Genomic DNA, 12,693 nt, shown 5'->3' with positions numbered 1-12,693 from the left:
CGTCGGTCCCTGAGCTGCGCCCGCGTCACAGAGGCCGGAGCGGCCGTCGGTGGATCGGAGATGCACGGGGTATGACCAGTCAGCTGTTCGCGATCTGTTTCCGGGCGAACCGGCCGTCGGAGCTGGCCCGGTTCTGGTCCGGGGTCCTGGGCTGGGAGCCGGCCGGGGGTCAGGGCGAGGACGCCGCGCTCCTGCCCCCTGACGGCGCCGGGTTCCGCATCCGCTTTCTGCCCGGCCAGGAGCCGAAGACCGGCCGGAACCGGGCGCACTTCGACCTGACGAGCGCGTCCCCGGAGGACCAGGGGCGCACGGTCGCCAGGGCGTTGGAGCACGGCGGGAGCCACATCGACGTGGGTCAGCTGCCCGAGGACGGGCATGTGGTGCTCGCCGATCCGGACGGCAACGAGTTCTGTGTCATCGAGGCGGGCAACACGTTCCTCGCCGACACCGGCTCCATCGGGGCGCTGGCCTGCGACGGTACGCAGGACGTCGGCTACTTCTGGAGCGCGGCGCTGCACTGGCCGCTGGTCTGGGACCAGGACGAGGAGACCGCGATCCAGTCGCCGGACGGTGGTGCGAAGATCACCTGGGGCGGGCCGCCGGTGGCGCCGAAGGCGGGTCCGAACAGGCTCTCCTTCGAGCTGGCGCTCCCCTCCGGCACCGACCGGGAGGCGGAGGTCGCCCGCCTGGTCGCGCTCGGCGCGACCCGCCCGGACGCCGGCGAGGGCGACGACGGCCGCGTGCTGATGCTGGACCCCGACGGCAACGAGTTCTTCGTGCGGAGGCCCGGGCGGTAGCGGGTGCGGGCGGACGGGCCGTCACCGGTGGGCCGACGGTCATCCGGCCCGGCCGGTACCCTTCCGACGTGACGCAGCACCCCACGGCGGAGGAGAAACGGCCCGCGAACGACGGGCCGAAGGCCGCCGCGCGCAATCGGGCGGCCCTGATCGCCGCCGCCCGCGAGGTCTACGCGGAGCACGGTCTGGACGCACCGCTCTCCGGGATCGCCCGTCGGGCCGGGGTCGGGCAGGGCGTTCTCTACCGGCACTTTCCTGACCGGGCGGCCGTGGCGAACGCCGTGCTGGAGGAGAACGTACGGGAGGTGGAGCAGGCGGCCGCGGCCGCGGGCGCCACCCTGGCCGGTGTGCTCGGTGTGCTGACGTGGCATCTGACGGAGTCGGCGGCGTTCATCGGCCTCCTGCACGCCGACCGGACGGGCGGCCGCCCGGACGGTATCCACGCCTCCGCCTCGGCCCTGTCGGAGCGGGTCGAGCGGAGTCTGCGGGAGCACCTGCCGGACGGCCATCGGCTGGGGGCGTCGGACGACCTCGTGCTCGCGGTCGCCATGGTCTCGGGCGCCGTGACCGGCCCCACCCGTGCGGAGCGGGAGCGCCGGGCACTGGCGGCCTGGCGGCTGCTCGGCGTCGAGGTGGGGCCGCTGCGGCCCTTCGACGGGTGACCGGCGTCAGCGGCTGTCACCCGCCGTTCGACTGGCGGGTGCCCTTCCCCAGGGCGTCGAAGGCGTAGAGGTATCCCCCACCGGGGCCGCTGACGGTCATGTACGCCCTGGTTCCGCCGGGGGTGATCGCCACGTTCGTCGCCGAGTCGAGTCCCTCGGTGCGGGCAGGGACTTCGACCGTCGCCAGGCGCTCGCCGTGCTTGTCGTACACGAGGATCGCGGGGCGGCCGTGGAGGCCCTGGTAGAGGTTGCCGTCCGCGTCCACGGCGATCGAGTCGGTCTGGGCGATCCCGCCGTCGACGCGGATCGCGGTGTGCCGGGAGGTGACCTCACTGCCTTGACCGCCTCCACCGAGGCGCAGGTACGAGATCCGGTTCTGCGTCAGCTCGCTGATCCACAGACCGCGGTACTCCTCGTCGAACGAGATGCCGTTCGTCGCCGCCAGGTTGTCGGCCAGCACGGTCGCCTTCGCGCCGTCGCGGTCGACGCGCACGACCCGCCCGTGCTCCGCTCCCTCGGACAGGCCGCGTGAGTCGCTGACGTACAGGTGGCCCTCCTCGTCGAAGGCGATGTCGTCCGGGTTCATCCGTGCTCCGTCGACCTCGCCGGAGAAGAAGGTGCGCGGATCGCTGCCGTCCGGTGCGAGGCTCACGATCTCGCCGTGGGCGTAGTCGGTGAGATAGAGCCGCCCGTCGTACGGGCTGAACTGGGCCGAGGTGTAGGCCCCTCGGCCGTCGGTGTGGACGGCCCGCACCGTCTTCTTCCGTACATCGACCCGCATGACCTTGGGCTTGCCCTCGGGCGCGGTGACGTCGACGACGAACAGGCCGCCGTCCGGGTGGAAGGCCGGGCCCTCCAGCAGGGTCATCCCGGTCTCTTCGTGTGTCCGTGTCAGCTGCATGACCTGCTGGGCCCGGATGGTCCTGGCACCGTCACCGGCCGCCGTCGGACCACCGGGGTCCCCGGTCTCCGTACCGCATCCGGCGAGGGTCAGCAGGCCGGCCGTGGCGAGGGCGGCGAGGGCTCGGGGCGGGAGTCGACGCATGGAGGAATCACTCTTCCTGTCCGCTGTGTGCGGGTGCGGCCGGCCGGGCAGTTCACCTTCACGCGCTGTGGCCGAATGCCGTGCCGTACCCGCGTTCCAACCGGACACCACTGTCCGGTTATTGTTACCGTAGCCGATGACCGTTCGCCCCGGGACGGTTCGACCGGCAGGATCGAGGCCCCGCATGACGACTCCTCACATACCGGACCCCGAAGAGCTGGAGGCTCTGCGGCAGCGCTACCGCATCGAACGCGAGCGGCGCGTCCGGCCCGACGGCAACCGCCAATACCGCGCCACCGACGCCGAGTTCGGCTACTACGCCGACGACCCGTACACCGAGCCGACCGAGCGGGAGCCGCTGCACGACACGGTCGATGTCGCCGTGGTCGGCGGTGGTTTCGGCGGCATCCTGGCGGGGGCGCGGTTACGGCAGCGGGGTGTGGAGCGCATCCGGATCGTCGAGAAGGGAGGCGGTTTCGGGGGCACCTGGTACTGGAACCGGTACCCGGGCGTCCACTGCGACATCGAGTCGCACGTCTACCTGCCGATGCTGGACGAGACCGGCTACGTACCGGAGTGGAAATACTCCCCCGGTGAGGAGATACGCCGCCACGCGGTGCGGATCGCGGAAAAGTTCTCCCTCGGTCCGGACGCCCTCTTCTCCACCGGGGTCACCTCCCTGACCTGGGACGAGGAGTCGGAGGCGTGGATCGTGGCCACCGACCGCGGGGACGCGTTCCGGGCCACGTACGTCGTCACCGCGACCGGCACCCTCTCCGAGCCGAAACTCCCCGGGATCCCCGGCATCGAGGAGTTCGAGGGCCATACGTTCCACACCTCGCGGTGGGACTACGCCTACACCGGCGGCACTCCGGAGGGCGGCATGACCGGCCTCGCGGGCAAGCGGGTGGGCGTCGTCGGCACGGGAGCCACGGGCATCCAGGTCATACCGAAGCTGGCCGAGGACGCCGGGCACGTCCTGGTCTTCCAGCGCACCCCCTCCACCGTGGACGTGCGCGCCAACCGCCGCACCACGGCCCACGATGTCGGCGCGGACCGCGAGGGCTGGGCCCGCGAACGCCGGGACAACTACCTGCGGATCGTCTCCGGCGAGTCGGCCGACCGGGATCTCGTGGCGGACAGCTGGACCCGGTCGGCGGTCCTCCTGGAGAAGCTCCTGCCGAGCTTCCGCCGCCGTGGTGACCGTCAGGCCTTCGAGGCCGCGTACGAGGCTGCCGACGCCGCCAAGATGAACGAACTGCGCGCCCGCGTGGCGGAGTCGGTCACCGACCCCGGTACGGCGGAGAAGCTCAAGCCCTGGTACCGGTACGCCTGCAAGCGCCCTGCCTTCTCGGACGCGTACTACCCGGCGTTCAACCGGCCCAACGTCACTCTGGTCGACACCGCCGACACCCATGGCATCGAACGGGTCACCGCACACGGGGTCGTGGTCGGGGACGCGACGTACGGACTCGACTGTCTGATCTTCGCCACCGGGTTCTCCGTCGGAACCTCCGGCATCCTCTCCGGGAAGCTCCCCGTCCACGGCCGGGGCGGCACTCAGCTGCTGCACCGGTGGGCTCAGGAGGGTCCGCGTACGTTGCACGGCTTCACCAGCAACGGGTTCCCGAACCTGATCCAGATGGGGACCCTCCAGAACGCCAGCAGCGTCAACTTCACCCACATCCTCGACGAGCAGGCGGTCCATGCCGCAGCCCTGGTCGCGGCGGCCGAGGCCGAGGGTGCCGTGATCGAACCGTCCCGCGAGGACGAGGACGCCTGGATCGCCGCGCTGGCCGAGGACGCCCCGGACCACGAGTGGTTCCACGCCGAGTGCACCCCCGGCTACTACAACCGTGAGGGACGCGGCCGGCCGAACGGCCCCAACGCCTACCCCGACGGCGCGTTCGCCTTCCACGAACTCCTGGAGCGGTGGCGCGAGAAGTCCGTGGGGACGATTCTCCGGGCCAAGGCCTCCGCGGGCGGCGGTGGTTCGTAGGGGCCCGGACTCGCCTGCGGCGCTCAGGCCCCCGGGCCGTGGTAGGAGCCGGATCCGCCCCGGCCCGTGACGGCGTGGCCGGGGGCGGGCGCCGGACCCGAGGTGCGCGCGCCCCGCTCGTCGGCGCCCAGCATCACATCGCCGTCGAACATGACGACCACGGCGGACATGACGAGGGCGGCCAGCGGGCCTGCCAGCATGACCAGCAGGAACGACAGCATCCCGGCCGACGACTGGGTGCCCGCTCCGTGGTGGTCGACGGGGACGGCGACCGCCGCCATGCCGGTGTAGTGCATACCGGTGACGGCCACCCCCATGATCAGGCTGGCCCCGACGCTCGCGCCGAGCCCGTGCACGGATACCGCCGCCCAGAGCGCGGCGGTCGCGGCCACGACTGCGATAAGGATCGACAGGGCCACCGTTCCGTAGGAGTAGTTCAGCTCACCGGGGGTGTGCATGGCGGCCATGCCGAGGTAGTGCATCGCGGCGACGCCCAGCCCGGTGAAGACACCGGCCGTGGTCAGCACCAGGGTTCCCGGCCCCCGGAATCCGACCAGGAACACACCCACGGCGACCACGGCTATCGCGACCACCAGGCTGAGAACGGTGGTCGCGGAGTCGTACTTCATCGACATGCCGTCGATGGTGAATCCGGCCATGGCGATGAAGTGCATGGTCCAGATGCCGCACCCGATCGACACCGCGCCGAGGGCGAGCCAGCCGGCCCGGTTCGTTCCGCGCCGGATCGCGCGGGTCGTGCATCTCAGCCCCAGCGCCGCACCGAGGCAGGCCATCAGGAACGCGGCGACGGGGGTCACTGCCCCGTAGTGGAAATTGGTGACGGTGGCTTCCATGGACGGAGTCCTTCTTCGAGCGGTCGGGGGTGGCCGCGCAACTGCCACCTGGAACGGCAGCGCGGTACTCGGCCGGCTCCCGTCGGTCCATGGCCGACCACGCTGATGCACCGATCATTTTCGGCCAACCGATATTGAGGATTCAACCACATGGCCGCGCCGCCGTCCGGTGCTTGTACGGAACGACGACGGCGCTCCCCGCACCGGGCCGGATCCCGCCGCTAGGCCGTACTGCGGCACCCCGCGAGAAGGGTGGCGACCATGCGTGCGGCGTCGGCCCGGTCGTAGTCGGGGCCGGTGATGCAGAGGTTCCCGATGGCACGCATGAGCGTGTAGGCGCCGATGTCGCCGCTGAGTTCACGGGCGGCGGCACAGGCATCCAGGAGCGTCGCGCAGGCCGGGACCAGGGTTTCGAGCATGAGGGCGTGAAGCCTCTCCAGCCCCGGATCGCCGGACCCCAGCGCCGCACCGAGGCCGTGCTTGGTCACGAGGAAATCCACGAACGCGTCCGTCCACAAAGTCAGCGCGGTGAACGGCGACTCCGATTCCGCCAGGAGCCGGGGCGCGAGCGCGGCGCAGGCGTCGATCTGGTGCCGGTAGACGGCGGTGACCAGGTCCGCCCGGGTCGGGAAGTTCCGGTAGACGGTGCCGACACCGACACCGGCGCGTTCGGCGATGTCACGGACGGGCGCCTGGACGCCCTGGTCCACGAAGACCGCCGCCGCGGCCTCCAGCACGCCGCCGCGCGTGCGCTGCGCCTGTGCTTGGCGAATCCCGACCGGCTCTGGCACGGATGTCTCCCTTTGCTCGCGGAACAATGTTCCGCTAAGTTGGCGGAACGGCGCTCCGCCAAAGTATGGCAGAGCCGCCCCGTAGAGAAAGCGCAGGTCTCCCATGCCCTCTCGCCCCCTCGGCCAGCAGATCGTCTCGGTCAGGCCCATCACCGTTCCCGCGCCCGGCCGCGCCATAGACCTCCAGGTGAAGGTCACCGCTCCCCGGTCGGGCCGGAACCTCCCCGTCATCGTGTTCTCCCACGGAAACGCATGGTCCCTGGACGGATACGAGCCCCTCGTCGACCGGTGGGCCGCCGCCGGATTCGTCGTGGTGCAGCCCACCCACCTCGACTCCCGCCGCAACGCCATCGCCTGGGACGACCCACGCTTCGCCACCGTCTGGCGCGTACGGATCACGGACCTCCACGCGGTCCTCGACCACCTCGGCGACATCCTGGCCGAGGCCGGACTGGAGGACCGTGCCGACCGTGAGCACACCGCCGTGGTCGGCCACTCCTGGGGCGCCCAGACCGCGGGCGCCGTCCTCGGCGCGCGCGTGCTCGGCGCCGACGGTCTCCCCGGGGAGGACTTCTCCCACCCCGCGGTCGCGGCCGGCGCCCTCATCGGGGCGACCGGAACCGGCGACACCCTCACCCCGTTCGCCGCCGAGAACCTTCCGTTCATGAAGCCGGACTACTCCACCATGACCACCCCTGCGCTGATCGTCGCGGGTGGCAAGGACGACTCGCAGCTCTCCACCCGCGGACCGGAATGGTTCACCGACGCCTACCACCTCAGCCCGGCCCCCAAGAGCCTGCTCACCATCGCGGAGGCCGAACACACCATGGGCGGCATAGCCGGCGAGATGGTCGCCGAGACCACCGACGAGGACCCCGCCCGCGTCGCCCTCGTGGCGGACGCGATCTCCGCCTACCTCCTCCACGCGCTCAATCTCGACGACGCCGCGTGGACCGCCCTCGACAACACCGCCGAGGAGGGCGACGGTTCATGGAGCATCACCAGTAAGTGACCGGGACGGTCAGCGCTGTCGACCGGGCCGGGGCCGGCGGATCGGACGGCTGACCAGCACTTTCCGGCCACGCGTCAGAGCAAGCGCTGATCCAGGGGGTGCGCCCCCGCTCGGCGAGGGCGGGCAGCACCTCGTTCGGGCTCCAGTCGGCCACCCGCCCCCGTCACGGTGGTCAGCCGCGCGCCACCGCGATCGCGCCCGACAGCCGCTCCCCCGCCTCGTAGATCATGTACGGCACCCCGCCGTCGGTCCCGAACGACGGGGCGGCCGCGCGGCCGTTCTCCGGTGCCGCGCTGCCCGAGTTGTAGAAGACGCCGAGGTGGTTGCGGCGGGAGAAGTCCATCCCCACCTCGGTGATCTTGATGTCGCCGCCGCTGCCCTTGTCGGTGTGGTAGACGACGTACGCGCTGCCGCCCCGGGTGAGCAGGTGCGGCCCGCTGACGTTGACGGCGCCGACCGCCGCGTGATCGATCAACGGCTGCTGGGAGAAGGTCCAGTTGCGGCCGTCCGCCGACCAGCCCCAGCCGATGTCACGGTGGTCGTTCGCCTGGTTCCACATGAAGAGCATCACGTACTTCGCGCCCCGCGACGGCAGGTCGTGGCGGAAGACCCGGGCGTAGGAGGTCTCACGGGAGCCCGTCGGCATCATGGCGGTGGTGAGGACCGTCCTGTCGTACGTGAAGTTGATGCCGTCCTTGGAACGGGCGAGGCGGGTGGTGTTGTTCTCGCCGTGGAAGTAGAGCCACAGCTCACGGGCGTCCGCGTTCCAGAGGACGTGCGGCGAGGAGACGTGGCTGACGTTGTAGTGCGGTGACCAGTCCTTGCGGACGATCGGGTTGGCCCTGTACTCGGTGAAGGGGCCCTCCAGCGAGTTGCCGTAGGCGAGGCAGATACCGCCGGGCGCGTCGTGCGGTGCGTAGTAGAGGTAGTAGCGGCCGAGCGGGTTGCTCAGCTTGTCGTACACCCCGCGGATGCAGGGGAAGATGATCTCGCCGGTGGGGTTGTACGAGAGCTGGCCCGGCTTGAGCAGCGTGCCGACGTAGCGGTAGTCCGGGAAGCCGCCGGGGGCGGCGGCGGCCGGTGCGGTGCCCTGGGCGCCGAGGGCGATCAGGGCACCGCCGGCGGTGGCGGTGCGCAGGAAGAGGCGGCGGTCTAGCGTCATGGCGTTACGGCTCCTCTGTGCTGGTGGACAGTGCGGGTGGGGCGGGTCTCGTTCTCGTACGGTCAGAGCTGGGTGGCGGCGGTGACGATCAGGCCGCCGAGCGCGACGCACCAGACGTACGGCAGGGTGCGCAGCATGACCTGTTGCGGGCTGACGCCGGAGAACTGCGCCGCCCACACGGTCTGGGTGCTGGTCGGGTCGCTGACGCCGAAGACCTGGTTGTACGAGGCGGTCAGGCCCAGCACGGCGACGGCCGGGTAGATACCGGCTGCGATGAGGACACCGGCGATTCCGGCGCCGAGGCCGTAGACGTTGAGCGGGCCCCGGTAGAGGCAGAGCGGTACGAGCAGGGTGAACACCAGCACGAAGACGACCGGGTTGCCCGGTGCGACGGCCTTCACCAGGGGGTCCAGCGCCTCTACGGCACCGGGGAGCTTCACCGCCGCGAGCAGGATGCCGATCGCGATGAACAGTGCGATGGGCGGGGCGGCCACCTCGAACCCGCCGTACAGCGTGCGCAGGAGCCGCTTGTTGAGCTGCCCGGGCCGGGTGGTGGCCGCCAGCGCCCACAGCACGCCCGCGAGCATCGACGGGATGATGGGCAGCTCGAAGCCGAGCGCGAGCACCAGCGGCACGGCGGGGGCGAGCAGCGCGTACCAGGGCGCGTCGCCCATGCGCCGGGCGCGGTTCCGGCGGCGCTCCCCCGGACTCTTCGGGCTGTCGCCGCCGTCCCCGGGGCGTTCGGGCGCCGACGCCAGCGACCAGGCGTGCTCCACACCCTTGCGGCGGGTCTCCACCAGGACGAAGAGGACGGCGAAGAAAGCGGCGAAGGGGAACAGCCGCATCATGAAGCTCTTCACCGTGTCGATGGGCAGCTCCAGGGCCGTGGAGAAGAACTGCCAGACGGGCAGCTCGAACGGCAGCCCGGCGGCGATGCCCATGAGGATGGTGCCCGCGGCGGTGGTCTTCGGCACGCCGACGGCGATCATCGCGGGGATGCCGATGATGCCCGCCATCATCGCCGCGGGCGCGGAGCCGGTGACGGTGCCGATGAGCGCGGAGACGGCCAGGACGCCGAGGGCGACGACGGTGGGGCGGTCGCCGCCGAACTCGACGATCTTGCGGACGAGGGTGCCCGCGATGCCGGTCTCCTCCATCAGCTTGCCGAGCCAGGAGCCGATGAGTACGGCGAGCATGGTCGCGGCGAGCGCAGGCGCGCCTTGCTGGATCACCGTGTCGAGAACGCTGTTCTCGCCGGTGAGCGGTGCTCCGGCGACGAACGCGATGGCGAGGGCGAGCAGGACGAGGGCGAACGCGGTGGGGAGCTTGCGGGTGAGCATGAGGACGACACCGGCGAGCATGAGCAGCAGGATGACGATTCCCATGGCGGGTCTCAGTCCTCTCCGAGGGCCTGCACCGCGCTCACGAGCGCGGCGGTGAGAAGGAGCGGGGAGCGGCCCAGGCCGCAGACGGCGCCCGCGTAGGCGTGCGCCGCGACTTCGTCGGCTCCGGCGACATGCCCGGGGACGCGGAACCGGCCGAGCCGCAGGGCGGTGTGGCCGAGCCGGTCGCGGAGCGCGCGGCGGATGCGGGCGTCGCGGTGCAGCAGGCAGTGGGCGTGCTCGTGGGCGAGGGCTGCGGCGCGGAGCGAACCGGCGGCGTAGCGGTCCCGCCAGCCGAGTACGTCCACGAGCTGCTCGCCGAGGGCGATGGTGTCGGTGAAGAGTTCGACGGTGGGCTCGGGACGGGAGGTGTACCGGGCGAGGAGCAGCCGGTCGAGGCCACCGGTGGTCTCGACGACGCGTGCGGGGTGCGGGGCGTGTTGTGCCGGTGGGGAGGGCTCTGCCCGTGGGGATGCCGCTGCCGTTGGGGAGGTCGCGTCCACCGCCAGTTCCCTGCCGAACTCCGTTGCCGTCTGCGCCCAGTGGCGCAGCAGCGCCTCCTCGCGCGTCTCGTGCGTCGGGGTGTGAGCGAGCAGCCGTACGCCGAACTCGGCGTCGTCCAGCGCCTCCAGCCGCGCGCACTCGGCACGCAGCGCCTCGCGGCGGGCCGGGGTGAGGGCAACCAACGCCCCTGCGGTACGGGGGCGTTGACGCCCCGGGCCCACCGCCGTCGCCCCCGCCCTCCCCGCGCGCGAGCGCACGGCTGCCGCTGCCGACGGCGTACCGGCGCTCATGAGCGCACCTCCACGACCGCGACGACCTGCTCGTCCGCCGCGCGGGAGCGCAGTTCGCTGCGGGCCAGGGCCAGCAGCGGGCCCGCCTCCAGGACGCCGGAGAGGTCGGCGATCCGGGCGCCGAGCAGGAGCCGCAGGGCGGGGGCGCGGACGCCGCCGTCGCCGTACGAGGTGGCGTTGCGGACCAGGTCGGCGAGGAGCTCCGGCGCCTGGCCGACGGTGGTCGTGGCGACCGTGGCGTCGGCCGCGTGGAGCCGTACCACCCCGTCGGCGTCCAGGACCCGCACCGGGTGCCGGGTCCTGCGGAAGCGGCGGTGCTGTTCGGAGCCGTAGACGGTGTGCGCGGGCGTCGCGGCGAGCACCTCGACGGTGGACGGGTCGGCCTTGAGGCTGGCGGCCGCCGCGTCCAGCCGCTCCGTGTCGCCGGTGCGGTGGGCCCGGTCCTGGGTGCGCAGTTCGGTGGCGCCGGTGGCGACGGCCCGTACGGTGTTGGTCTGCGGGTCGACGGTGACCTCGACCTCCACGGCTGCGGGTGCGGCGCCCTGGGCGACGACGGCGGCCTCGGCCTCGTTGCGTACGCCGAGGATCTGTTCCTGCGTGGCGCCCGGGATGATCCTCTCGATCTGCTCCCGGACGAGGGCGAGGGCGACCCCGATCGGGCTGATGACCTCGTTGTGGCGGGCGATCCGGCCGGGCAGTCCGGTGTCGGCGGCAAGGTGCGGGGTGACGGACGCGGCGCCGCCTCCGCCGCCGACGAGGACGGCGGTGTCGCGGTCGAGGCGGTAGTCGCGCATCATCGCCTCGGTGACATCCTTGACCTGCTTCACTCCTGCGTCGAGGAGTTGGGCGGCGGCCCCGGCCACATCGGTGGAGAGCGCGTCGGCGAGCGGTTGCAGCGCCATCCGCGCCACTTCGGGGTCGCAGGCGGCGAAGTCGCCCTCCGGGACCCGGCCCAGCGCGTTCGCCGCGCAGGTCATGGTGATGGCGAACCGGCCGCCGGCGGCTTCCAGTACGGCGTAGTCGTCCGGGTCGCCGTCGAGTGGCCGTACGGTGACCAGCCGGGCGCCTGCCAGCTCGGCCGGGTCGGCGAAGCAGGCGTACGGCAGGCCCGCGATATGGGCGCTGCGCGGGCCGACGGCGTGCACCTTGCCGCCCGCGATCCGGGCCATGGAGCCGCCGCCGACACCGACGGTCCGGACGTCGAGGGCGGAGAGGTAGGAGGACCTGCCGAGGATCGTGGCGTGCCGGACGGCGACCTTGCCGCGCCGGACGACGCTGATGTCCGTCGAGGTACCGCCCGTCTCCAGGAACACCCCTTCGCTGACCCGCTCCTGCATAAGCGCCCCGGCCACACCGGCGGCGGGCCCCGACAGCACGGTGAGCAGCGGGCGGCGGCGCATCTCGTCCAGCGACATGACGCCCCCGTCGCAGCGCATCACCATCAGCGGGGCCGTCACTCCGGCAGCCGCGATGCTGCGGTCCACCAGGTCGGCGGTGGCGAGCATCTTCGGCAGGATCGCCGCGTTGACGACGGCGGTACGGGTGCGCTTGCGGAGCCCGTACAGCGAGGTGATCTGGTGGGCGGCGGTCATCGGCAGCCCGTGCTCGCGTGCGGCGTCCAGCACGGCCTGCTCGCCGTCCGGTACGTCGACGCTGAACGGCTCGCTGGCGACGAGGACTTGGGCTCCGGCGGCGGTGACCGTGGCGACGGCGGCGTGGACGGACGCGGTGTCGTCGGGGTCGGCGACGTGGGCGTAGTGGAGCGGGAGCTTCTTGCCGGGGGTGAGTTCGAGGGCGGCGAGTCCGGCGAGCCGCTTGGTGGGCAGGGCGCCGGGTCCGGTGCCGATGCCGATCAGGCCGACGGGGGCGACATCGCCCTCCAGCAGGGCGTTGGTGGCCTGCGTGGTGCCGTGGGCGAGGAACGCGACGTCCTCGGGGGCGCAGCCGACGTCCTTGAGCAGCCGGTCGAGTGCCTCGACGATGCCGTGGGCGACGCCGTCCTCGTGGTGGTGGCTGGTGGGGACCTTCACCTGGGCGACGAGTCGGAGAGTCGCGGAGTCGACGGCCACGGCGTCGGTGAAGGTTCCGCCCACGTCGATGCCGACACGTATGCGGTGCGGTTGCTGTTGCACTTGTGGTTGCGGTTGCGGTTGCGGTTGCGTGGTCATGCTGGTGACACCTCCTTGTGTCGTGCG

The 12,693-nt window shown here is 71.9% G+C and carries 11 protein-coding genes; 4 read left to right on the top strand and 7 right to left on the bottom strand.

Annotated features, from left to right (window positions below; genetic code table 11):
• Positions 1-71 precede the first annotated feature (71 nt).
• Complete coding sequence (locus GTY67_RS33360; protein WP_161281510.1) at positions 72-797, top strand: VOC family protein; 726 nt, start codon at positions 72-74, stop codon at positions 795-797.
• Between the two features lie 68 nt (positions 798-865).
• Positions 866-1,459: a TetR/AcrR family transcriptional regulator gene (locus GTY67_RS33355; protein WP_093687996.1), complete on the top strand. Its 594-nt coding sequence runs from the start codon at positions 866-868 to the stop codon at positions 1,457-1,459.
• Positions 1,460-1,475: 16 nt separating this feature from the next.
• On the opposite strand, the gene GTY67_RS33350 is transcribed toward GTY67_RS33355, so the two are convergent.
• On the bottom strand, positions 1,476-2,504 hold the full coding sequence (locus tag GTY67_RS33350) for an SMP-30/gluconolactonase/LRE family protein (RefSeq protein ID WP_161281509.1): 1,029 nt from the start codon (positions 2,502-2,504) through the stop codon (positions 1,476-1,478).
• 184 nt (positions 2,505-2,688) lie between these two features.
• Here GTY67_RS33350 and GTY67_RS33345 point away from each other — a divergent pair, with 184 nt between their 5' ends.
• Positions 2,689-4,503 (top strand): NAD(P)/FAD-dependent oxidoreductase, encoded by a 1,815-nt coding sequence (locus GTY67_RS33345; RefSeq protein WP_161281508.1) that lies wholly within the window; start codon positions 2,689-2,691, stop codon positions 4,501-4,503.
• A 23-nt stretch (positions 4,504-4,526) separates the two neighbouring features.
• On the opposite strand, the gene GTY67_RS33340 is transcribed toward GTY67_RS33345, so the two are convergent.
• Positions 4,527-5,357, bottom strand: coding sequence for an MHYT domain-containing protein (locus GTY67_RS33340; RefSeq protein ID WP_161281507.1), 831 nt, complete (start codon positions 5,355-5,357; stop codon positions 4,527-4,529).
• A 221-nt stretch (positions 5,358-5,578) separates the two neighbouring features.
• Positions 5,579-6,148 carry a TetR/AcrR family transcriptional regulator gene (locus GTY67_RS33335; protein WP_343238802.1) on the bottom strand — a complete coding sequence of 190 codons (570 nt, stop codon included), beginning with the start codon at positions 6,146-6,148 and terminating at the stop codon, positions 5,579-5,581.
• Positions 6,149-6,251: 103 nt separating this feature from the next.
• On the opposite strand from GTY67_RS33335, the gene GTY67_RS33330 reads away from it, so the two are divergent.
• Positions 6,252-7,160, top strand: a complete 909-nt coding sequence (locus GTY67_RS33330; protein ID WP_161281505.1) for an alpha/beta fold hydrolase — start codon at positions 6,252-6,254, stop codon at positions 7,158-7,160.
• A 172-nt stretch (positions 7,161-7,332) separates the two neighbouring features.
• On the opposite strand, the gene GTY67_RS33325 is transcribed toward GTY67_RS33330, so the two are convergent.
• The 4 genes from GTY67_RS33325 to GTY67_RS33310 form a co-directional block, all read right to left on the bottom strand.
• Complete coding sequence (locus GTY67_RS33325) at positions 7,333-8,322, bottom strand: hypothetical protein (RefSeq protein WP_093687985.1); 990 nt, start codon at positions 8,320-8,322, stop codon at positions 7,333-7,335.
• A 62-nt stretch (positions 8,323-8,384) separates the two neighbouring features.
• The gene (locus GTY67_RS33320; RefSeq protein WP_093687983.1) at positions 8,385-9,707 is read right to left on the bottom strand and encodes a TRAP transporter large permease subunit; all 1,323 of its coding nucleotides are present in this window, start codon (positions 9,705-9,707) and stop codon (positions 8,385-8,387) included.
• Between the two features lie 8 nt (positions 9,708-9,715).
• Positions 9,716-10,498, bottom strand: a complete 783-nt coding sequence (locus GTY67_RS33315) for a hypothetical protein (protein WP_237502971.1) — start codon at positions 10,496-10,498, stop codon at positions 9,716-9,718.
• Positions 10,495-12,666 (bottom strand): hydantoinase/oxoprolinase family protein, encoded by a 2,172-nt coding sequence (locus tag GTY67_RS33310; RefSeq protein WP_161281504.1) that lies wholly within the window; start codon positions 12,664-12,666, stop codon positions 10,495-10,497. The genes GTY67_RS33315 and GTY67_RS33310 overlap by 4 nt, the downstream gene beginning before the upstream one ends.
• Positions 12,667-12,693: the final 27 nt, after the last annotated feature.

It is taken from the genome of Streptomyces sp. SID8374 (assembly GCF_009865135.1).
Lineage (GTDB): Bacteria > Actinomycetota > Actinomycetes > Streptomycetales > Streptomycetaceae > Streptomyces.
This window is presented reverse-complemented; position numbering and strand designations above follow the sequence as displayed.